Source organism: Hymenobacter aerophilus DSM 13606 (assembly GCF_000382225.1).
GTDB lineage: Bacteria > Bacteroidota > Bacteroidia > Cytophagales > Hymenobacteraceae > Hymenobacter > Hymenobacter aerophilus.
The window spans coordinates 86,575-108,614 of record NZ_KB907801.1; the positions used below are offsets into that span (position 1 = coordinate 86,575).

The 22,040-nt window shown below is 64.0% G+C and carries 15 protein-coding genes; 3 read left to right on the forward strand and 12 right to left on the reverse strand.

Annotated elements, in window-relative coordinates:
- Positions 1-6: 6 nt before the first annotated feature.
- From H145_RS0101935 to H145_RS0101945, 3 genes are all read right to left on the reverse strand, one after another.
- The gene (locus tag H145_RS0101935; RefSeq protein ID WP_019946447.1) at positions 7-1,044 is read right to left on the reverse strand and encodes a hypothetical protein; all 1,038 of its coding nucleotides are present in this window, start codon (positions 1,042-1,044) and stop codon (positions 7-9) included.
- 154 nt (positions 1,045-1,198) lie between these two features.
- Positions 1,199-2,581 carry a M56 family metallopeptidase gene (locus H145_RS19535; RefSeq protein WP_019946448.1) on the reverse strand — a complete coding sequence of 461 codons (1,383 nt, stop codon included), beginning with the start codon at positions 2,579-2,581 and terminating at the stop codon, positions 1,199-1,201.
- Positions 2,544-2,975, reverse strand: a complete 432-nt coding sequence (locus H145_RS0101945) for a BlaI/MecI/CopY family transcriptional regulator (protein ID WP_019946449.1) — start codon at positions 2,973-2,975, stop codon at positions 2,544-2,546. The genes H145_RS19535 and H145_RS0101945 overlap by 38 nt, the downstream gene beginning before the upstream one ends.
- Before the next feature lie 340 nt (positions 2,976-3,315).
- On the opposite strand from H145_RS0101945, the gene H145_RS0101950 reads away from it, so the two are divergent.
- Positions 3,316-4,566 carry an alpha/beta hydrolase family protein gene (locus tag H145_RS0101950; protein ID WP_019946450.1) on the forward strand — a complete coding sequence of 417 codons (1,251 nt, stop codon included), beginning with the start codon at positions 3,316-3,318 and terminating at the stop codon, positions 4,564-4,566.
- A gap of 281 nt (positions 4,567-4,847) precedes the next feature.
- Here H145_RS0101950 and H145_RS0101955 read toward each other — a convergent pair whose 3' ends face one another.
- The 7 genes from H145_RS0101955 to H145_RS22410 all read right to left on the reverse strand — a co-directional run bounded on the left by H145_RS0101955 (position 4,848) and on the right by H145_RS22410 (position 16,275).
- Complete coding sequence (locus H145_RS0101955; RefSeq protein WP_019946451.1) at positions 4,848-5,195, reverse strand: hypothetical protein; 348 nt, start codon at positions 5,193-5,195, stop codon at positions 4,848-4,850.
- Positions 5,196-5,216: 21 nt separating this feature from the next.
- Positions 5,217-7,712, reverse strand: a complete 2,496-nt coding sequence (locus H145_RS0101960; RefSeq protein WP_019946452.1) for a penicillin acylase family protein — start codon at positions 7,710-7,712, stop codon at positions 5,217-5,219.
- A gap of 621 nt (positions 7,713-8,333) precedes the next feature.
- On the reverse strand, positions 8,334-8,672 hold the full coding sequence (locus H145_RS23875; RefSeq protein WP_157540992.1) for a hypothetical protein: 339 nt from the start codon (positions 8,670-8,672) through the stop codon (positions 8,334-8,336).
- A 421-nt stretch (positions 8,673-9,093) separates the two neighbouring features.
- A complete protein-coding gene (locus H145_RS0101970; RefSeq protein WP_019946454.1) occupies positions 9,094-10,530 on the reverse strand; it encodes a TolC family protein in 1,437 nt (478 codons plus the stop codon).
- Positions 10,523-13,723 carry an efflux RND transporter permease subunit gene (locus H145_RS0101975; RefSeq protein ID WP_019946455.1) on the reverse strand — a complete coding sequence of 1,067 codons (3,201 nt, stop codon included), beginning with the start codon at positions 13,721-13,723 and terminating at the stop codon, positions 10,523-10,525. The genes H145_RS0101970 and H145_RS0101975 overlap by 8 nt, the downstream gene beginning before the upstream one ends.
- A 189-nt stretch (positions 13,724-13,912) precedes the next feature.
- Positions 13,913-14,995: an efflux RND transporter periplasmic adaptor subunit gene (locus H145_RS0101980; RefSeq protein WP_019946456.1), complete on the reverse strand. Its 1,083-nt coding sequence runs from the start codon at positions 14,993-14,995 to the stop codon at positions 13,913-13,915.
- A gap of 488 nt (positions 14,996-15,483) precedes the next feature.
- The gene (locus H145_RS22410; protein ID WP_169513148.1) at positions 15,484-16,275 is read right to left on the reverse strand and encodes a septal ring lytic transglycosylase RlpA family protein; all 792 of its coding nucleotides are present in this window, start codon (positions 16,273-16,275) and stop codon (positions 15,484-15,486) included.
- Between the two features lie 527 nt (positions 16,276-16,802).
- On the opposite strand from H145_RS22410, the gene H145_RS0101990 reads away from it, so the two are divergent.
- The gene (locus H145_RS0101990) at positions 16,803-17,717 is read left to right on the forward strand and encodes a DUF72 domain-containing protein (protein ID WP_019946458.1); all 915 of its coding nucleotides are present in this window, start codon (positions 16,803-16,805) and stop codon (positions 17,715-17,717) included.
- A 26-nt stretch (positions 17,718-17,743) separates the two neighbouring features.
- On the opposite strand, the gene H145_RS0101995 is transcribed toward H145_RS0101990, so the two are convergent.
- Positions 17,744-18,463: a hypothetical protein gene (locus H145_RS0101995; protein WP_019946459.1), complete on the reverse strand. Its 720-nt coding sequence runs from the start codon at positions 18,461-18,463 to the stop codon at positions 17,744-17,746.
- A gap of 200 nt (positions 18,464-18,663) precedes the next feature.
- Between H145_RS0101995 and H145_RS0102000 the strand changes: the two genes are divergently transcribed.
- Positions 18,664-20,769 (forward strand): IPT/TIG domain-containing protein, encoded by a 2,106-nt coding sequence (locus H145_RS0102000; protein WP_019946460.1) that lies wholly within the window; start codon positions 18,664-18,666, stop codon positions 20,767-20,769.
- A 173-nt stretch (positions 20,770-20,942) separates the two neighbouring features.
- Here H145_RS0102000 and H145_RS0102005 read toward each other — a convergent pair whose 3' ends face one another.
- A complete protein-coding gene (locus H145_RS0102005) occupies positions 20,943-21,890 on the reverse strand; it encodes a 3-oxoacyl-ACP synthase III family protein (protein ID WP_019946461.1) in 948 nt (315 codons plus the stop codon).
- Between the last annotated feature and the right edge of the window lie 150 nt (positions 21,891-22,040).

Below are 22,040 nucleotides of genomic sequence, written 5' to 3' on the forward strand. Positions count from 1 at the left end.
GGTAGCCTACTGATACTGCACGTAGAGCGGCGAGGGCTTGAGGGCAATCACCTCTTCCGGCGTCATGATGTGGTGGGGCTTGGGGCGGGCGTCGTACTCGTAGAACAGCTTGAAGCCGGTGTACTGCACGGGCTCGTTCACGATGTAGTGCTGGTAAGAGTCCTTCTTGAGCGTGGGGTCGCCGTGGCCGTCCATGTGCATGACTACCTGCACGCGCGGGTCGAGCTTGATGTTTTTGTAGTTGGTCACCATTTTCCGGGTGAAGCGGTGCACCGTCAGCACCTTGGGCGGCAGCTTGTTTTCGCTCACGATGCGCGCCAGGTAGTTGATGGTGAAGTTGATATCCTTGGCATCGAGGGTGCCGATTTTCTGGTTGGGGCGCACGCCGGGCATGGTAGCCAGCGAGAACTCGGGGTCGATGCCCAGGTGTACGATGGGGTCTTTGAGGTACTGCTCCAGCTTGGGCAGCTCGACCTGCAGAGTGCTGTGGCCCGGCTGCACATCGAGGAATACGATGTAGTTATTCTCCTTGCCCCAGTTGATTACCTCCTCAATAGTGGCCTTGGAGTTCATCAGGCGCCACTTGCCGTCTTTGCCGGCCGTGCCCTGGGCCGTAATGGTGACGTTGTGGATGGCGCCCTGCACGGGACGGCTGGGGTCGGCGGCCTGCCACTCGCCCAGCACCTTTTTCAGCTTGCGGAACATCTGGTCCTTGGGCTCGCGGCCCAGAATGCCCATGCCCTTCGCCCGGATGTTGCCATAGAAAGCTACGATGCGGTGGCCGGGCAGAATGGCGCCCGGTAGCACGCCGCTCACCTTGGCAATCGAGTCGGCCACGAGCGAGTCGCGGCGCATGGCCAGGCGCTGCAGCGCGGCCGAATCAAGCGGGGCGGGCTGCTGCACGGTATCGGCGGCCACGGTGGCTTTTTCGGAATCGGTGGCCGAGCGCGAGCCGCAGCCGGGCAGCGTGGTGAGGGTGAAGGCGAGGCCCAGAGAGGCCAGCGCGGGGGCCGTCAGGCGGGTAAGCGTCGAGAGGTAAGCCACTAAAACAACGGGGATTGAAGGCGAATGGAACCACGAAGGTGCGGCTTTTGCGGCTGACTTTCAACTTCATTGCAACTTCACCCAGGCATACCTATACAGAAAACGCCGCCCGCAGTAGCACGGGCGGCGTTTCAAGGATTTGAATGAGTAATTGCTATTTAACTAAAAACGTAATAGGTATAGTGAAATATACCGGCACTGCTTTACCGCCCTGGCGGCCCGGCGTCCATTTGCCCGGCAGGTTGCGCACGGCGTACAGGGCCGCGTCGTCGAGCTGTTGGGCCAGTTCAGGAGAAACTTTAGGGTTGTCTTTTCCCGCGCCCTTCTGCACCTCGGCGGCCTGAATTTTACCATCGGCACTCACCACGAATTTCACAAAGGCCCGGCCCTCTACCTTAGCTGCTAGTGCGCCAGGCGGGTATTTAACCAGCTTACTGACGTCATCTAATAATTGCTCCTGGCCACCCTCGTACATCGGCATTTGCTCCACATATGTGTAGGGGTCGCCAGGCTTGTGGCGTGCGGCCTCGACGGTAGAGGCGGCAGAAACCAAAGCAGGCGGCGGTGGGGGAGGAATGGCATTGTCCAACTCTGTTTCGCAGGCAACCAGGCCCAGCAACAAAACAGCACTCAAAGGCAGCGGCAGCCAGCGTTTCCAGCGGCGGAGGGGGGCGGCGGTAGTCAGCATACGGATACGGGTTAGGGTGAAGGATTGGGTGAACGAATGAGTCAGGGGTAAATCGGGTCGGAACTGGGCCAGCGCCAGCCTCGCCAGCAGGGCCGGGTAGGCGGCCGGCGCGGCGGTGGCGCGGCCGGGGGCCGGCGCCTCAACGGTGGCCTGTACGGCGGCGGCATCGGCCAGAAATTCGTGGAGCTGGGCCAGCGCCGGGGGCAGCAGGTGCACAAACGGCACCGGCCAGAGCAGCGCCCGCGCCATTTCCAGCAGCAGCCGCTCGCGGGTGTGGTGGCCGCGCACGTGGGCCAGCTCGTGGGCCAGCACCGCCCGGGCCTCGGCGGGCGTCAGGGGCGCGGTTTCATCCCAGAACACCCGCCGGCCAAACGAGCTAATGGGCCGCTGCCCGCCCGTGTGCACCAGCACATAATCGGGGTGAATTTTGCGGGTAAAATGGCGGGTGCTGAAGTGCAGGTGCAGCAGCTGCGCCGCCAGCCGCAACAGCAGCAGCACCACGCCGGCCCCGTACAGCCCCAGCAGCCAGGGCAGCGGTCCGGTCAGCGGGCCGTTGCTCAGCTCGCGCACCGTAATGACCGGCAACACGCCCCCGCTCAACAGCCCCACGCTGCCGGGCGCCGGCGTCGGTAGCCAGGCGCTCAGCCACTGGCCCGGCTCGGTGGCCGCGAGCAGCGGCGGCACCAGCAGCGCCACCCAGGGCAGGCCCAGCAAAAAGCGCCGGTTGAAATCGAAAAACCGCTCCTGGCGCAGCACGTAGCGGTAGAGCAGCCAGCCCGCGCCCAGCAGCAGCGTACTTTGCAGGGCCCAGCTAAGCAGGCTGGTCGTGGTCGGAAGCAGCTGGAGCATCGGCATCGGACGGGTTGTTAGGGGTGGATGTTTGAGCGTGGCGCAGCAGTTCTTCCAGCTGGGCCGCGTCGAGGTTTTCTTCCTGGGCGAAAAACGACACCAGCCGGCTGAACGAGCCGCCGAAGTAGCCGCCCAGCAGCTTGCCCAACGAGAAGCGCCGGTATTCGTCGCGGGCCACCAGGGCGTGGTAGCGGTGGGTGCGCCCGAAGGCCTCGTGGCCCACAAAGCCTTTCTGCGCCAGAATGCGGATGATGGTGGACACCGTGGTGACGGCTGGGCGGGGCTCGGGCAGCTGTGGCACCACATCCTTCACAAAGGCGGGGCCGTGCTGCCAGAGCACCTGCATTACCTGTTCTTCGGCGCGGGTTAGTTCGGGGAAAGCGGGGCCGGGCATGGGGTGGCTGATTGGTTTGGGAGTTAAGCTGTAAAGGCGCGACCCATCGCGTCTCATCGTTGCGGAGGTTGAGTGGAACGCGCCGGTGTTCACATCATTCAAACGGGCCGTTCAACGCCCAGACGCGATGGGCCGCGTCTCTGCAGCCAGCGGGCAGGAACAGCATCGAATGCTGATTCCCGGCGGCGCTGGGTCGGTAGATCAAATATGTAACTAATTTTTTAGTTATACAACTAATTTTTTGGCTGAAATATGAAAAGGTGCGGAATCAGTTCGCCGGAACACATAGCCGCCGCACCGCGTTGGGTGGTTTGCTGCTTTCACTAACTCGTATTTTTCTGTGCTGAATACTCTGCTTCCTCGTTTTTTCGCTGCCGGCTGGGCCGTGGCGCTGCTGTGCCTGTCGACGCTCGGGGCCGCCGGCTGCAAGAGCAACTCGCCCGAGCCGGCCGTCGTCGGGAGTCCACCCACGACCCAGCCGCCCACGACCCCGCCGCCGGTCTCCCCGTCTGCGCCGGTGCTGTTGGGTAGCACCCTGATTGGCGAGTTCACTACCGCTCAGCTGGCGGCCCGAGTGTCGGATATTCCGCTGGTGGGCACGCTGGCCCGCTACCCGGTGCGTGTGTATCGGCTCACCTACACCACCCCCAACACCGACGGCCAACCGGTAACGGCCTCGGGCGCCGTGCTGGTGCCGGTGGCCCCGGCGGCGGTGCCGGTCATCAGCTACCAGCACGGCACGCTGCAGCCCGATGAGGAAACCCGGGCCCCTTCGTATTACAGTTCGCGCAGTGAAATCTGGTCGGCCGTATCGGTGCTGGCCGCTACCGGCTACGTGGTGTCGGCGCCCGATTACATTGGCTACGGCGCTTCCAAAGCGCTGCCGCACCCTTACGAGCACGGCGCCTCGCTGGCTTCGGCCTCGGCCGATATGCTGCGGGCCACCCGCGAGTTCTGCGCGCAGCAGAAAATCAGCGTCAACCAGAAGAACTTCCTGCTGGGCTACTCGGAGGGCGGCTACGCCACGATGGCGCTGCACAAGCTACTGGAGGAAAAGTACACCACCACGCTGCCCGTTACGGCCAGCGCGCCCGGCGCCGGGGCCTACCACAAATCGGCCTTCGCCCGGTACATTCTTAACTCGACCGAGCCGCTGAATTTCCTGAGCACCTACGTGTGGGTGCTGCGCACCTACGACCGGGTGTACCAGCTCAACCGTCCGCTCAGCTACTACTACCAGGAGCCCTACGCCACCCGCCTGCAGGCCGACCCGTTCAGCGCCGTGCCCCAGCAGGCGGCCGAGCTGTTCGCGCCCACGTTCCGCCAGGCCGTGCTCACCGGCTCCGACCCGGCCCTGACGGCCACGCTCACCGCCAACGACGTGTACGACTGGCAGCCGCGCGCCCCGCTGGCCCTGTTCCACGGCACCGCCGACGACTATGTGCCCTTCTTCAACTCGCAGGACGCCTACAACGCCATGCGCGCCCGCGGCGCCACCAACGTAGAGCTGCGCCCCATCCAGGGCGGCACCCACTTCACCGCCGCCCCAGTGTACACGCTGCAGGCCTACGCCTTCATCTCGCAGTTTTAACGGTGACATGACCTAAGGTGAGATAGTGAGGTGGTGAAATGGTGAGTTGATGTTTTGGGTCCCTGGCACAGAGGGCAGCCCCAGCGGGGCGGCATATTGGTAGCAAATCAACCAAGCAGATAAGCAAAGCCCCAGCGGGGCGACACCACCGGCTCAACGATTGGTGTCGCCCCGCTGGGGCTTTTTCTATTTATCGATGCGTGGCCGCTACCGATATGCCGCCCCGCCGGGGCTGGCCCCTGTGCCAGGAAACCAGAACATCAACTCACCATTTCACCACCTCACCATCTCACTTTGAGCCACGCGCCGGCCAGCGCCGCCAGGCCGCCCACCAGCCCGGCCAGCAGGCCCGACAGCAGTACCAATAGCCAGGAGTTGCCACCCAGCGGCAGCAGCGTGGCCACCCGGCCGGCCAGCAAACCCGCGCCGTTGAGGTTAAGCCAGGCGGCGGGCAGCCACCAGCTGCAAGCCACGCCCAGCAGCCCGGCCCCAAAGGCGGCCCCGGCCGAACCGCCACGCCACGTGGCCAGCCCCAGACACAGCGGCAGTACCACCCACCACGGTAGAAAAAACTGGGCCAGACTGGAAAGCACGAAAACCAGCAGGAAAAGGCTGAGGAAGGATTTCATTGTAGTTGGGAATAAGCGGGCCTATTTCTCCAGCCGCCACGCGGCTTGCAGGCGGGGGTGGTTTTCGTCGGCGGCCTGCAGAAACACCAGTTCGTCAAGGCGGCCGGTGCGCCAGCTTTCCAGCATGTCGTCGTAGTAGGCGGAGGCGGGGTTGCCGCTCTGGCCGCCGGGGAAGATGCCGTAAGCCCGCACCGGCGGGGCCAAATCCACGACCATGCGCCAGGAGGGGCCGTTGCGCGGGCCGGTGGCATTTACGCTGCTGGGGCTGCCGCCGCACCACACGTCCTGGTGGCCGAAGCCGGGTAGCTGGGCCAAATGGTTGATGTCGGTGCTTTTCTGGTGGGCCCAGGCCCACTTGGGGCCCAGCGGCCCAAACTTGCGGGTCAGCGAATCCATGGCAAATTGCAACGAAGTGGTGAGCAGGTCGGGGGCGGTTTCGCGTTGCGCCGTGCGACAGTCGTCCAGCCAGGGGCTGCGGGGCTCGGCCAATAGTAGCTGGTTGGTCCGGTCGCGGGAGGGGTAGCGCATCTCCAAACCTGTAGCCTGCTTGCCGAAGTCATCTTTCCAGAGTTTATGCACCAGTTCCTGGTACCATAGTTCGAAGACGGTGGCGGCCACCGCATCGGCCCCGTAATGGTAGTTCCAGCGGGCCAGCAGGCGGCGGGCGGCAGCCACGGAGGCCGTCGGCGCAGTAGTGGCGGCCGTAGCCGGTGCTGTGCCAGGGGCTCCAGCGGCCGTAGCGGCGGGCAGATTTGCCAGCATCCAGGGCAGCATCAGTTGCGCGTTCAGGCCCAAATCGTCGTTCTGCAGCACCCGCAAAGTGTCGGCGGTGGCGCGGTGCATCTGGCTTAGCTGCTGGTTGATGCGGTGGGCCCGGTCCCAGGGGGCGTAATCCCAGCCGAGGTAATACGGGTAGCCGGGGCCGGCCGAGTGCTGGTTGGCCGACGATACGTAGCCGCGGGCCGGGTTGAGGACGCGTGGGGTCTGGCTCATCGGAATCCAGCCCGGCCAGTCCTGGCGCGGGTCGGAGCCGTCGAGAATAAACTTGCCCTGCTCGGCGTATTTGAGCGGGAAGCGGCCGTTGGGCCGGATGGCTACGTCGCCCTGGCGGCTGGCAAAGATGAAGTTCTGGGCCGGCGAGGCGTAGGTGCGCAGGGCCCGGTCGTAGTCCTGGTAGTTGCGGGCGTGGTTTAGCTTCACGAAGGCCAGCACCTCGTTGGCCCCGGCGGCGTCGTGGGCGGTCCAGCGCAGGGCGTGGCGCACGGGTGTTTGGGCGTTGAAGACTTTCTCGTTCTGGTCGTACACCACCGGGCCGTGGTGGGTGTAGAGGACGGTATCGAGGCGGTCGGGGTGGCCGCGCACGGCAATGCGCTCCACTACGCGGCGCACCGGTTTCCAGCGGCCGGCGTGCCAGTACTCGCGGCGGCTCGCGTCGCGGAACTTGAGCTGGTACCAATCGAGCACGTCGCCGCCCACGTTGGTGACGCCCCAGGCCACATCAGAGTTGAAGCCGATGATGACGGCCGGGGCGCCCGGAATCGTGACGCCGTACACGTTCTGGCCGGGCGAATTCAGCTGCACCTGATACCAGATGCTGGGCAGGTTGAGTTGCAGGTGCGGGTCGTTGGCCAGCAGCGGCTTGCCCGAGGCGGTGCGGCTGCCGGCCAGGGCAAAGTTGTTGGAGCCCAGCTCGGCATCGGGCTCGCGGCTCGGCACCAGGCCCGACACGGCGGCGGCAAACGGCGCGGGCGGGGCGGGCGGCACGGGCAGGGGCTGGAAATCGAGCGGCGTGCCTTCGGGCACCACCGGGTCGGCGCGGAAGGGGAAGTCGGGAAACAGGTCGCGGGTGACGGCGGGGCCGTATTTGCTGAGGATGTTGCTCAGGCGCAAATCGTCGGAGCGGCCGCTCAGGTCCCAGGCCATCAGCTTGAGCAGCAGGGCCGATTTGAGCGGCGCCCAGGGCTCGGGGGCGTAGTCGAGCAGCTTGTATTCAAACGGATACGTGCGGGGGCTCAGCTGACTGATGTAGGCGTTCACGCCCGCCGAATATGACTCCAGCACCAGCCGCGTAGTGTCGTTTTTGAGCATCTCGCGCAGCGAGTTTTCGGCCCCGAAGGGCAGGCCCATGCGGCGCTGAAACCGGTCGTACTCCAGGGCCCGCTCGCCCACCACTTCCGAAATGCGGCCGGCGGCTACGCGGGTCATGAACTCCATCTGCCAGAGCCGGTCGCGGGCCGTGAGGTAACCCTGGGCGTAGTAGAGGTCGTGGTCGTTTTCGGCGAAGATGTGGGGCACGCGCCGGTCGTCGAAGCGCACGCGCACGGTTTGGTGCAGGCCGGGCAGGCGCAGGGTCTGTTGGGCGGGGAAGTCGGCGGCCGTTTCGCCGTTGAGCCAGAAGCCCTGGTAGGGGCTCAGCAGCCGGCCCAGCGGCGGCACCTGGCCCTGTTGGGTGTTCAGCACCCCGGCCAGCACAAGGGCCGCGAACAGGGCCAGGGCAGGTTTCAGCCAACGCAGCATACGCAACCGGAGTTTTTAGGGAGCCGGAAGGTAGTAAATGCCGGGCGTTGTTGCAGTTGGAATCATCTGGCAAGCCGTGGGAGACATCTGGCAGGTCGTGGGAGATGTCTGGCAGGTCGTGGGAGCCATCTGGCAAGCAGTAGGAGTTGTCTGACAACTGATTTGGGCTATCTGGCAAGCGGTGGGAGACATCTGGCAGGTCGTGGGAGATGTCTGACAACCGATTTGGGCTATCTGGCAGGTCGTGGGGGCTATCTGCCGCATTTTAGCCCCAGCGGGGCGACATGTCGGTAGCAACCGGGCGCACATACAGCTAAAGCCCCAGCGGGGCGACACCAATCGTTCGACAGATTGTGTCGCCCCACTGGGGCTTTACCGTTCAATAAACTGCTTTTCTACCGACATGCCGCCCCGCTGGGGCTTTCGACCGGCCTTCTGTATCTTCTATCCAGGGCAACTACCGGATTACAGAACGAGTGTAGCGGCGCGACCCATCGTGTCTCGGCGTTGCACGGTAGCTGTTCAACGACGCGACGCGAGGGGTCGCGTCGCTACACCCGTCCACAGATTCGGAAACTGGTCTGATTAAGAGCCCTGCCGGGGCAGCAAGCCGCTTGGGCGCTAGTTGCGGGGCAGGTAGATGCGGAAGCCCAGGTTGAGGCTCAGGGCACCGCTACCGGAGTCGTGGTTGCCGCTGATGCGCTGGTAGGCCAGCAGGCCCTCCAGGCCCACGGCCGGCGTGATGAAGTAGGAATAGCCCAGCCCGGCACTGCCGGCAAAACTTACGTCGGTGCTGGAGTAGTTGATGCCGCTAATACCTCCGTCGGCGTGTGAACTGGTCAGTACGCCGCCCGCGCTCAATTCGCCAAACAGCCGGTGCTTGCTTTCCGAAGGCAGGTAATACCGCAGCCAGGGTAGCACTCCCACGCTCAAGGCGCGATTGGTTATGCCGTCGGCCACATCAACCTTTAGGCGGTTGTAACTGATTGGCACGGCAACCCCCAAGGCCACATTATCAGCCAGGAATACGCCGGCGGTTGGGATTAGGGTACCAGAAAAGCGCTTGGTCAGGTCGGATTTCTGATACGTGAAACTACCGCCGCTCAAGCCCAGTACGTGGGTGCCCTGAGTGGTTTGGGCCTGGGCTGCACTACCGCCGGCTAGCAATGCGGCCGCCAGCAGTGACAAGGGAAGAAATCGAGGTGTTAGCACTATATAGAAAGTAAGAGATGCAAAGATGCGCAAATAACGGCCTTTAAAAACGAAAATTGCCCCGCCAGCACCGATTCTAACGGGCTAGCGGGGCAATTTTCAATGGGGCTTACTAGGCAAGAAAGAGGTTTTGGAATGAGGCTGCCTATCGCGACCTTATTCCAATACCCTAGTTCCAGCCGCCGCCGAGGGCGCGGTAGACGTTGACCTGGGCGTTGAGCTGCTTCATTTTCAGCTCGATGAGGTCGTACTTGGCTTCGAGGGCGTCGCGCTGGGTGAACAGCACTTCGGTGTACTCGGCGCGGGCCGAGCGGAAGAGGGAGTTGGAGATGGTGACCGACTGATTGAGGGCGGCTACGGCGCGGGCCTTCTCGTCGTAGCTCTGGCCCAGGTTGCGCAGGCTGGCCAGCTGGTTGCTCACTTCCACGTAGGCGTTCAGCACGGTGCGCTCGTAGTTGTAGGCGGTCTGAATCTGGCTGGCGTTGGCGCTGCTGTAGACCGATTTGATGCCGTTGCGGTTGATGAGCGGGGCCATCAGGTCGCCGGCCGCCGAAAACAGCATAGACTGGGGCGAAGTGAACAGCAAACCGGGCCGGAAGGCCTCGAAGCCGGCCGAGCCGGTAATGCGCAGCGCCGGGTAGAAGGCGGCGCGGGCCACCTGCACATCGAGGTTGGAGGCCAGCAGGCGCTGCTCGGCCTGCCGGATGTCGGGGCGGTTTTGCAGCAGCTGGGCCGGCACGCCCGCACGCACCAGCTGGGGCACCAGGGCATTGAACGAGGAGTCGTTGCGGGCTACGGGCTGGGGGTAGCGGCCCACCAGGAAGTTGATGCGGTTCTCGGTTTCCGTGATTTGCTGCTGGATGGTGAACTGGTTGCTGAGCGTGTTGTGCAGCTGGGCCTCGAAGCGCTGCACGGCCAGCTCGGTGGTGCGGGCCGACTCCTTCTGCAGCTTCACCAGCTGCAGGGCGTTGCGCTGAATGTCGATGTTCTGGCGCGTAATGGCCAGCTGGTTATCCAGGGCCAGTAGCTCGTAGTAGGAGGTAGCAACTTCGGCAATCAGGTTGGTAACGGCGAAGTTCCGGCCCTCCACGCTGGCCAGGTAGCGCAGCGCGGCGGCCTTGCGGGCGTTGCGCAGCCGGTGCCAGATGTCCACTTCCCAGCTGGCAAACGCGCCCACCTGGTGGTTGGCCAGCGGCTCGGGGTTTTTGTGGTCTTCCTCGATGCGCACCTGCTCCTCGGTGGCGCCGCGCAGGGTGTAGCGGCCGGGTTTATCCACGTCGGAGCGCACGCCCACGCCCAGAAACGGCAGGTACTCGCCCTTGCGCACCTGCACTTCGTTTTTCGAAAGCTGGATTTCCTGCAGCGCGATGTTCAGCTCCTGGCTGTTGCGCAGGGCCGTGTCGATGAGGGTGGTAAGGTTGGGGTCGGTGAAAAACTCCTGCCAGCGCAGCTGGGCCGTGTTGGTGGTATCGGTGAGGGCGCTGCCGTAGCTGGCCGGCACCGCGTGGCTGGCCGTGCGGGGCACGATGCCCGGCGTAACGCAGCCCGTGAGGGCCACCGCGAAGGCGGCGGCCCCGAAAAAGGTAATCAGGCTCTTCTTACGCATGAGTGGCAACTTGGTCTTCTAGCTCGGTTACAGTTACGCGGGGTTCGAATTCCGACAAAGGGTTCTCGTTTTCGTCGTTGATGAGCTTGCGGCCGGCTGCTATGCTGCCGAAGATGTAGTAGAGGCCGGGGATGAGCACCACGCCGAACACGGTGCCGAACAGCATGCCGCCCAGGGCCGCGGCCCCGATAGTGCGGTTGCCCGCCGCGCCCGCGCCGGTGGCCACAATCAGCGGAATCAGGCCGGCAATGAAGGCGAAGGAGGTCATCAGGATGGGCCGGAAACGAACCTTCGCGCCCTCAATGGCGGCCTCGCGCACGCTCAGGCCCTCCTCGTGCTTCTGCACGGCAAACTCCACAATCAGCACCGCGTTCTTGCCCAGCAAACCTACCAGCATCACCAGGCCCACCTGGGCGTAGATGTTGTTGGCCAGGCCCAGCACCTTAATCAGCAGGAACGAGCCGAAAATACCGGCCGGCAAACTCAGAATAACCACCAGCGGCAACAGGAAGCTTTCGTACTGGGCGGCCAGCACCAGGTACACGAAGCCCAGCACGATAAGGAAGATGACGACGGCCTCGTTGCCGCGGCCCACTTCGTCCTTGCTCAGCCCGCCCCAGTCGATGTCGTAGCCGCGGGGCAGGGTTTGCTTGGCCACGTCCTGCACCACTTTCAGGGCCTCGCCCGAGCTGTAGCCGGCGGCGGCGTCGCCCCGGATGGAGGCCGTGGTGTACATGTTGTAGCGGTTGATTTCGTTGGCGCCCTGGGTTTTCACCACCTTCATGAAGGCCGAAAACGGCACCATTTCGCCGTGGTCGTTCTTCACCCACATGTCCAGCACGTCCTTGGGCAGCTTGCGGTACTCGGGCGAAGCCTGCACGTACACCTTGAAAAAGCGCTGGTATTTGATGAAGCCCAGCTCGTAGGTCGAGCCAATCATAATCGACAGCGTATTCATGGCGTTGCCGATGCTCACGCCCTTCTGCATGGCCAGCTGGTTGTCAATCTGCAGCTCGTACTGGGGGTATTTGGCCGAGTAGAACGTGAACAGGCCGGCCAGCTCTTTGCGCTTTTTGAGGGCGGCCAGAAACTCGTCGTTTACCTTTTCGAGGGCCTTGTAGTCGCCAGTGTTGGTTTTGTCGAGCAGCTGCAGCTGGAAGCCGCCCGCCGCGCCGTAGCCCGGCACCGCCGGCGGCTCGAAGAACTCGATGTTGGCGCCCGGAATCTTCTTGGCCCGCTTTTCCAGCTCCTCAATTACGTCGTGGACGGTTTCCTTGCGCTCCGACCAGGGCTTGAGGTTGATCAGGCAGGTGCCGGCGTTGGAGCCGCGGCCCTCGGTGAGCACCTCGTAGCCGGCCAGCGTGGAAATGCTGGCAATGCCCGGCACGTCCTCGGCGAGCTTCTGCAGCTCCTGGGCAATGGCGTTGGTGCGCTCCAGCGTCGAGCCGGGGGGCGTCTGCACAATGGCGTAGAGCATGCCCTGGTCTTCGCTCGGAATAAAGCCCGAGGGCAGCACCAGCGCCAGCCCGTAGATGCCGGCCACAAAGCCCAGCGTCAGTAGCACCGTCACCACGCGCCGGCTCACGATGGCGCCGAGCAAACCCACGTACCTGTCGGTGAGGCGCTCGAAGCCGCGGTTGAACCAGTCGAGGAAGCGGTTCATCAGCGAGCGGGAGCGGGGCTGGCCGTGGGTATTCTTCAGAATCATGGCGCAGAGCACCGGCGTGAGCGTGAGGGCCACCACGCCCGAGATGATGATACTGGCGGCCATCGTGATGGAGAACTGCCGGTAGAAAATGCCCACCGGCCCGCTCATAAAGGCCACTGGCACGAACACGGCCGTCATCAGAATGGTAATGGCGATGATGGCGCCCCCGATTTCGCCCACCACCTCGCGCACGGCCCCGTAGGGCGAGAGGTGCCGCTCGGCCATCTTCACGTGCACGGCTTCCACCACCACAATGGCGTTATCCACCACGATACCAATGGCCAGCACCAGCGCAAACAGGGTAATCATATTAATGGTGAGGCCGAACGCCTGCATGGCCGAAAACGCGCCAATCAGCGACACGGGCACAGCCAGAATCGGAATCAGCGTCGAGCGCCAGTCGCCCAGAAACAGGAACACCACAATGGCCACCAGAATAAAGGCGTCGCGCAGGGTGTGGAGCACGTTTTCGGTCGAGGCGTTGAGGAAGTTCGACACGTCGTAGCTGATTTTGTAGTCCATGCCGGGCGGCATGGTCTTCTTCAGCTCCTCCAGCTTGGCCTTCACGTCGCGGATTACGTCGCTGGCGTTCGAGCCGTAGGTTTGCTTGAGCACGATGGCCGCCGAGGGGTAGCCGTCGAGGTTGGAGTAGATGTCGTAGAACTCGGAGCCCAGCTCCACGTTGGCCACATCCTTGAGGTGCAGCATCTCGCCGTCGGCATTCGACTTGAGAATCACGTTCTTGTACTGGTCTACGTCGTTGAAGCGGCCCTGATACGTCAGCACATATTCGAGCGCCTGCGAGCTTTTGCCGTCGGCGCGGCCGATGCGGCCGGGCGAGCCAATCACGCTCTGCTCATCGAGGGCCTTCATCACGTCGTCGGCCGAAATGTTGTAGGCCCGCATGCGGTCGGGCTTGAGCCAGATGCGCATGGCGTACTGCCGGCTGCCCAGAATGGAGGCCCGCCCGATGCCGTTGATGCGCTGGATTTCGGGTATCATGTTCACCCCGGCAAAGTTGAACAGGTACTTCATGTCCGTGTTCTTGTCCTTGCTGTATAGGTTCACATACATGAGCATGTTGGGCACCACGCGGTTCACAATCACGCCCTCGCGCTGCACCAGAATGGGCAGGCGGTTGAGCACCTGGGCAATGCGGGTGTTCACGTTCACCACGGCCTGGTCGGGGTCGGTGCCCAGGTTGAACACAATCTGGATGTTGGCCTCGCCCGCACTCACGGCGTCGGAGGTCATGTACTTCATGCCCGGCACGCCGTTCACGGCCTGCTCCAAGGGTATCAGCACCGACTCGGTGAGCACCTTGGCGCTGGCGCCCGGATAGGCGGCGCTCACCATTACCATGGGCGGCGAAATCTCCGGAAACTGCGAGGTAGGCAGCGTGTAAATAGCCAGCGTCCCCAGAAACAGGATGACGATGGAAATGACGATGGCAAAAACCGGCCGTCGAATGAATTTACTGAACATAGGTTTTGAGCTGTTAGCTGAGAGACTTGGTTGGGCTGGGCGAGGGCCCTGTCATGCTGAGCTTGTCGAAGCATCTCTACCGCTTCGTTGTCAAACTAACCTGACGTTAGGATTACCACTGCGGTAGAGATGCTTCGGCTGCGCTCCGCTTCGCTCAGCATGACACTTTTCGGGAGGCCTCAAACCATGCTACTCGGCGTAGGTGTGCAGGCCGGCCAGCACCTTTTTGGGGGCCTCAAAAGTGAAGGCAATCTTGTCGCCGTCCTTCACCTTGCGGATGCCTTCGAGCATGATTTTGTCGCCCGCTTTCAGGCCGCTTTTCACCACGTACAGGTCGGGCATTTCGGAGCCGATGGCCACCTCGCGCTGGTGCACCTTGTTCTTGGCGTCCACCACGTACACGTACTTTTTCTCCAGGATTTCGAAGGTGGCTTTCTGCGGGATGATGAGGGCGTTTTTAAGCGGCACGGTCATCAGCACGTTGCCCGTTTCGCCGCTGCGCAGCAGGCCGTCGGGGTTAGGGAAGGTAGCGCGGAAGGCGATGTTGCCGGTTTCGTTGTTGAAGTCGGCCTCGATGGTCTGCACCACGCCGGGGTACTTGAACTGCTCGTTGTTGGCCATCAGCAGCTTCACGTTGGGCTGGTTGTTGGCCTTGGCGTTGGTCTTGAACGACAGGTATTCGGCCTCGGGCACGTTGAAGTACACCCACATCTGGCTGTTGTCGGAAAGTGTCGTCAGCAAATCGCCCTCGTCCACCAGGCTGCCCAGCCGCACCTCAAAGTGGTCCATGATGCCGTTGAAGGGCGCCTTGATGGTGGTAAACGAGAGGTGCGTTTTGGCCAGCGACACTTCGGCTTCGGCCTTGCCCACCTTGGCGGCGGCCAGGTCCAGCTCGCTCTTCGACACCACGTTGCTCTCGGCCAGGCGCTTGGTGTTCTGGTACTCGATGCCCACGTACTTGGCCTCGGCCTCCGATTTCTTCAGCTCGGCCTGGTACATGAGGGGCATAATCTGGAACATGGGCTGGCCCTTGTGCACCATCTGGCCCTCGTCCACGTAAATCTTTTCGAGGTAGCCCTTCTCCAGCGCCCGTAGCTCGATGTGCTGAATGGCGTGCACCTGGGCCACATACTCCTTGGTGATGGTCGTGTCCTGCAGCAGCGGGCTGGTCACCAGGTATTTGGCCGTTTCTTCCTTTACTTCTTCGTGCTTGGTGCAGGCCGTGCTGAAGCACAGCGCGCCGAAACCAAGCAAAACGAGGGATTTTTTCATGAATGCGTAAACTCCGGTAAGTGGTGGTGAGAGCTTGGCAACCAGGCGCCAGGAAGGCCCTGAGGGCCGATGCACGGCGGATGCCGGCCAGCAAACGGCACAAAGCACGCGCCCACTACATGAAGCCGGTATGAAGCCGGCGCGGGCCCCGCAGAAAAGTTTCTGCCCCAAGCAGCCCGCGCCTCCGCGCCCGCACCGTCCCGAAAAACACGGGTACCACAAAGCCCCAAAGCCCGTCGCGCCGCCTCCCCCAAGGGAAGCGGCGCGACGGGCTTGGTTAAGCAGAAACTAGAGCAGTTTTCAGGTCGTTGTACAGGTAGCGCATGTAGCGCGAACTTTGTAGTTCGCGTCCCCGCGCCGTGTGGGCGGCTCCACTGGCGCGGGGACGCGAACTACAAAGTTCGCGCTACTGCCCACCGGCCCCATATGCTGTACACTAATTTGAAAACCGCTGTAAGCAGCGCGGTGGCGCGCCAAAAGCGTGGGCGCTAGAGGTTTTCGCTCTGGCGCACCAGGCCGGCCACCCCGGCGCGGGCCAGGCGCAGGCGCACGGCGTTGGCCTCGGCGGCGGTGGCAAAGCGGCCCACTACCACCCGGTTGAGGGTTTTGCCCTGGGCCGAAGCGCTGGTGAGCGTGGTAACGAACAGCCCCGGCTCCAGGCCCTGAATCTTCTCGATGGTGGCGCGGGCGTTGCGCACGTCGCCGAAGGTGCCGGCCTGCACGGTGTAGGAGGCGGTGGGTTCGGCCGTCACGGCTACGTCGGCGTCCTCGGTGCTGCCGGCCACGATGTTGGTGTGCAACGCGGCCAGCTCGGCGGGGTCAACGGCCAGGGCCTGCAGGTCGTCGGGGGCGTTGGTGGGGCCCAGGGGCGTGGTGTCGGGCACTATTTCAGCCACCACCGATACGGCGCCGTGCGTAACGATGCCCAGCGGGCGGGCCGCTACTTCGGCCAGATCGAGGATGCGCTGGTGGCGGAACGGGCCGCGGTCGGATACGCGCACCACCACGGCCTCGCCGGTTTTGGGGTTCGATACGCGCAGGCGGGTGCCGAAGGGCAGGGTTTTGTGGGCGCAGGTGTACTGGTGGCGGTCGAACCGCTCGCCGCTGCTGGTGCGGCGACCCTGGAATTCACGGCCGTACCAGGAGGCGCGGCCCCGCAGAATAGTGCTCTTTTTGGCGGTAGTGGCCGCTTTTTCGTCGTCCGTCAATCGGGCCGAACTGGCCGTGGCCGTTTGCAGTGTCAGCAGGGCCGTCAGGCCAACTAGCAGCAGGCTTGACACATACCGTCGGTAGAGCACTTTCATCCGGGAGTCGGTTGGTGAGTGCGACAAATCTAGAAGCACCAACCAAAGCAGAGCTTACAAGCCAAATCAGGCCTGTGTCCCGACTGTTGATGAATTGACCTTTTCCAATAATCCTTGTATTTAAATAATTCAGCCCGGCTATGCTCAAATAACCGTTTGTGTTTAGTTGAGACGCTTTTTGCATTCTTTTCAGAAGCTGGAAGGATGCGCGCCGGAATACGACTATCCGCCGGTGAAAAAATTCGGGCCTGGTCCCGCCTAAGTAGCCGGCCGGGTGGTTGCAAAAGTCCGGGAAATGTGCTAATGAGTAATGAGTTGCCAGTCGCCAGTTGCCAGCTGTCAGCAGGAACGTCATTCAGAGCGAAGCGAAGAATCTCGCTTCCAATTTTTGAACTGACTTCTCACAACGTCAGCACGCGAGATTCTTCGCTTCGCTCTGAATGACGTTCATGCTGGCAACTGGCGAATGGCGACTGGCAACTCTCAACCGAGTATCTTCGGGGATGGATTTTGGCCGCCTTTCCGACCTGCGCTACGTTGATTTCCGGCTGCCCGCCGACCACCCCGAAACGGCCGCCGTGCTGGCCCGTGCCCTGGCCACGCAGCCCGCCCCGCCGGCCGTGTACGTGGGCTGTCCCATCTGGACCAACAAGGCCTGGCTGGGCTCCTACTTCCCGCAGGGCATCAAGGACAGCGAGTATCTGCACCACTACGCCCGGCAGTTCAACAGCATCGAGCTCAACACCACCCACTACCGCATCCCCGACGCGCCTACCGTGCGCAAGTGGCGCGAGGCGGTGCCGGCCTCGTTCAAATTCTGCCCCAAAATCCCGCAAATTATCAGCCACGACCGGGCCCTGTACAACGCCGACGACCTGACCGTGAGCTTCTGCCGGGCCCTGGAGGGCCTGGGACCCACGCTGGGCCACACTTTTTTACAACTGCCACCTACTTTCGGCCCCGAGCACCTGCGGCGGCTGGAGCGCTACCTGCTCGATTTCCCGGCCTTCGTGCCGCTGGCCGTGGAGTTGCGGCACCCCGGCTGGTTTTCCGATGCCGGCCTGCTGGCCACCGTCACGGCCATGCTCGAAGCCCTGAACAAGCCGCTGGTGATAAGCGACGTGGCCGGCCGCCGCGACGCGCTGCACCAGCGCCTGACCGCGCCCGTGGCCTTCGTGCGCCTCAACGGCCACGGCCTCATCGACTCTGACTTCCGCCGCGCCGACGACTGGGCCGCCCGCATTGCCAGCTGGCTCGAAGCGGGTCTGCACACGGCCTATGTCTTCATCCATCAGAAAGACATCATGCACTCACCGCTCTGGGCCGAGCACTTCCTGCGCCGCCTGCACGAGCTGACCGGCCTGACCGTACACCCGCCCCGCGTGATTCCGCAGCCGGTGCAGGGCAGCCTATTTTAGCAGGCCGGCCTGGCACTCTGGGGCGACTACCGCTTGTTGGTCAGGCTGATTTTAACGCCCAGCTCCAGGCCCAGGTCCAGCACCCGGCTCTGGTCGTACCTGGAGGCGGCGGGGTTGAAGCGGTAGATGCGCGAGTTGGCCACCCCGGCGCCGAGGTAGGCATCCAGGAGGCCCCGACCGCCCAGGCGGCGCTGCACGCCCCAACGCGCAGTCAGGCTGCTGTAGTCGTACTCGAAAGCGCGTTGGCTGAAATTATAGGGTAGGTCGCGGCGGAAGTAGTTGTTGAGCTGCAGGGCCACGTAGGGCCCCTCGTAGGGGCCCGTCCGGCGGCCTTTGGTGCGGCGCTTTTCCTGGTTGTAATAACGGCGGATGCCCGCATCGAGGCCCAACTGCTCCAGCTTAAGTCCCTCCCGGTCCGTCGAGGAGCTGTTGCGCCGCTCGCCGATATTCCAGAGGCTGGAGCCGTTGAGCGTGGCCGTCCACCCGGGCGCCAACTGCTGCTCAACGCCCAGCACCAACGGCAGCGACAAACCCAGAAAGCTACCGTAGCCCGAGCCATCCGACAGGCCCGTTCCCAGCTTGAACAGTGGTCCGGGCCGGGTGGGAGCTTCGGCGGCCGCAGCGGTGGGGTTTCCGGGCGTTGCAGTGGCTGGGGCGGTGGGGGCCTGCTGGGCGAAAACGGCCGGGCCGGCCAGCAACAGGGCGGCCGTAAATAAACCAATGGGAGCGAGCGGGAAGAAACGCATACGTAACGGAAAGTGGCTAAAAGTGGCCGGAGCGCTATAGCAGCAGCAAGGAGTTGCCAGCAGGAGCCCGGGCCGGCGCCGGCAGGTTGCATACCGGCGCCGAAAGCAGCATAAAACTGTTGGCGCGCCGGGCAATCGGGGCGCCGAAATACCGTACTTTGACAACCGCGCAGCCAGCCGGCTGGCGTATGTATCCCGGTATGAAATTCTCCGCTCTTTCGCTGCTCTCGTTTTCGCTGCTGCCGGCGCTGCCCCTGGCGGCGCAAACGGTGGCCCAACCTGCCGCTTCCCTGGTAGCCGCCCCGGCTACCCACTGCCTGCTGGTGCCCCTCGACCCCGCCCTGCGAGCCGCCCGCGCCAGCCGCATCGTGGAGGCCGCCGTCGTCAGCAGCCAGGGGGAGCGCGCGCCCAACGGCCGGCTCTACACGCGCCACCGGCTGCGGGTGTTCCGCCAGCTGAAAGGGCCGGCCGACTCGGTGCTGACCGTGTTTACCGAAGGCGGCACGCTGGGCCTGCGCCGCGAGCAGCTCACCAACACGCTGCAGCTGGCCGTGGGCGAGCAGGGCCTGTTCTTTCTGGAACCCGCGGCGGCCACAACCGGCTGGCAGGTGTACGGCAGCCAACAGGGCTTTATTCGATACGACTTAGCCGACCTGTCGGCTGCCGAGCCGTTTCGGCGCTACCCTACGCTCGATGAAGCGGTAGAAGTGCTGGCCACCGCAACCGCCGCGCCCCGCGTGGTGCAGGCCAACCCGGCCCTGGCGGCGGCCCGGCAGCAGCTCAGCCGGCCGCTGGCTGCCCGGCCCCAGGCCGTGGTTATCAGTGGGCTGAGCCCGAGTAGCCTGACGGCCGGCACCGGCGCCGTACTCACTATTACGGGCAGCGGCTTCGGCAGCCGCCGGGGCACGGGCGGCAGCGTGGAATTTCGCAACGCCGACGACGGGGGCAGCACCTTCACCAAAGCCAACGACGACGATTACCTGAGCTGGACCGACACCCAGATTCAGGTGCGGGTGCCGGCCCTGAGCGCCAGCGGCAGCCCCGCCGGCAGCGGGCCGGTGCGCGTAACGCCCGATGGCGCGGGCCAGCCGCCGGTGCAGAGCCCTCAGACGGTTACCGTGGTGTTTGCGGCTACCAACGTGCGCGACACGAAAACCGGCCAGCGCGCCGTGCCCGCCCACCGCGACCAGAACGGCACCGGCGGCCTCACGTTCCGTTTCGAGCCAGGCTTTGCGACCAACAGCGCGGCGGCCGCGGCCTGGGGCCGGGCCCTGAACACCTGGCGCTGCCAGACGGGCATCAACTGGGAGTTGGGGCCGCCGCGCACCAAAACCGGCGTGGCCGACGACGGCGAAAACTCGGTGGGCTTTGATGCGGGCGGCGCGCTGCCGGCCGGCGTGCTGGGCCGCACCACCAGCTACTACGAGGGCTGCTACCGCCCCGATGGCACGGTGGCATTCTTCGTGCACGAAATCGATACGCAGTTCAGCGAGGCGGCCAGCTTCCAGTTCGGGCCGGCCGCGCCGGTGAGTCCGCAGCTGGATTTTGAGTCGGTGGCGGTGCACGAGCTGGGACACGCCCAGCAGCTGTCGCACCTGATTCGGCCCACCGCCATCATGCACTACGCCATTGCCCGCGGCCAGCGCAGCCGCGAGCTGAGCCCCTTGAGCGACGTGGCCGGTGGCCGCTACGTGCTGCGCGCCCGTAGCTTCCGGCCCGATGTGTGCGGCCTGCCGGCCATGCTGCCCGCCCCGCTAACCAGCCAGCAGGCCACGGCTGGCTCCGCGGGCATCGAAGTGAGCTGGACTACCCGCGACGAGTGCTATTTGAAGAGCTTTCTGCTGGAACGCGCCCGCCTCGATAGCACGGCCGGCTGGCAGCTGGTGACGAAGGTAGCGGCCGGCGCGCCGGCCGGCCAGTACCGCGCCCTCGACCCCGACCCGTTGCCCGGCCTGAGCTACTACCGGCTGCGCGCAGAACGGCCCGACGGCTCGTTTGACGCGGCCCGGCCCCTGCTGGTGAGCCGCGACGCCGCAGCGCAAACCGGCCTGACGGTGTTTCCCAACCCGTTCAGCAATACCGAGCCCGCGCTGCGCCTGCAATACGGCGCCGGAACAGCCGCCGGCTCGCTTACGGTGCTGTTCTACGATGCCGTGGGCCGCTACATCTACGGCCGCCGCCTCGATTACACGCCCGGCCTGAATCTGCTCAACCTCACGCCCCCCAGCCTCCGCGCCGGCCTCTACCTGCTCCGCTGGACCGACTCAAACGGCCCCCAGGGCACCACGCGGCTGGCAGTAGAATAGGTGATTCGGCGGTTTGGTGAGAAAAGAACGTGTCATTCTGAGCGAAGGCGCAGCCGGAGTCGAAGAATCTCGCGTGCAATGGCAACCCTATCGTCAGGATTTACTTTGGCACGCGAGATTCTTCGACTCCGGCTACGCCTTCGCTCAGAATGACACGTTCTTTTCTCACCATCTCACCGCTCCAGCAGCATGGCGCCGTAGGAGTAGCCGCCGCCGAATACGGTTACGACCACCTGATTGCCGGGCTGCAGGTCGGGCCAGGTGCTGGCCAGGGCAATGGCCGCGCCCGCGCAGCCGGTGTTGCCTAAATCCTCGATGTTGGATACGGCCCGCTCGTCGGGCAGGCCCAGTTGCTGAAGCACGTTTTTGGTGATGCGCAGGTTGGCCTGGTGCGGAATCAGGTAGGTCAGCTCCTCCACCGGCACCTCGTTGCGGGCCAGGATTTCCTGGGTTACCCGCGTCATGTAGGTGCAGGCGTGAATGAACACGTCCTTGCCGTAGGGCATCACAATGCCCTTTTCTACGGGCTTGAGCGTCACCGATTCGTCGGCCTTGCCGATGTTGCCGGCCCCGCCGGTGCGGATGTCGCGCACCCGCAGGTCGGTGGGGGCGAGGCGCTCTTTGGAGATGAGCAGGGCCGCCGCGCCGTCGCCCCAGAGGTGGCCGGCCACCGTGTCGTCCTCGTTATTGTAGGCTGTGTTGTGCTCGCTCACGATTACCAGCGCCCGCTGCGCCTTGCCCATCGCGAAGTAGCCCTCTACGATTTCGATGGCGTTCAGCAGCGACGAGCAGGCCGAGGAAATGCTCACCACCGGAATATCCGACACGTTGATTTCGCGCTGCACGGCGTGGGCCACGGTGTAAATCGTGTCGTGGGGCGTGTAGGTGCCGGCCACAATCAGGTCCACGGCGGCGGCCGCGAAATCAGTGGTCTGGGCCAGCACCCGGCGGGTGGCCTCAATGGCCATGGTATTGGTGTTTTCGCCGGCAGAAGCCTTGCGGCGCGCCCGGATGCCAGTGCGCTCAGTTATCCACTCGTTCGAGAGTCCGTTGAGGCGGGTGAAATGGGCGTTGTCGATGACGTCGGCGGGCAGATAGGCCGCGACCTGATGAATATACACGGGTGGGTGGAGCGGTAGGGGGCGGGCGAAAAATAAGGCCGCAAGGTACGCGGTTTAGGCAGAGCGCGACGTTATTGCGCCCAACCGACGTACTTTGTACCTCGCTGGTTGCCTCAACGCGCAGCCCCGCGCCGGGTTCAAACGCCCCTT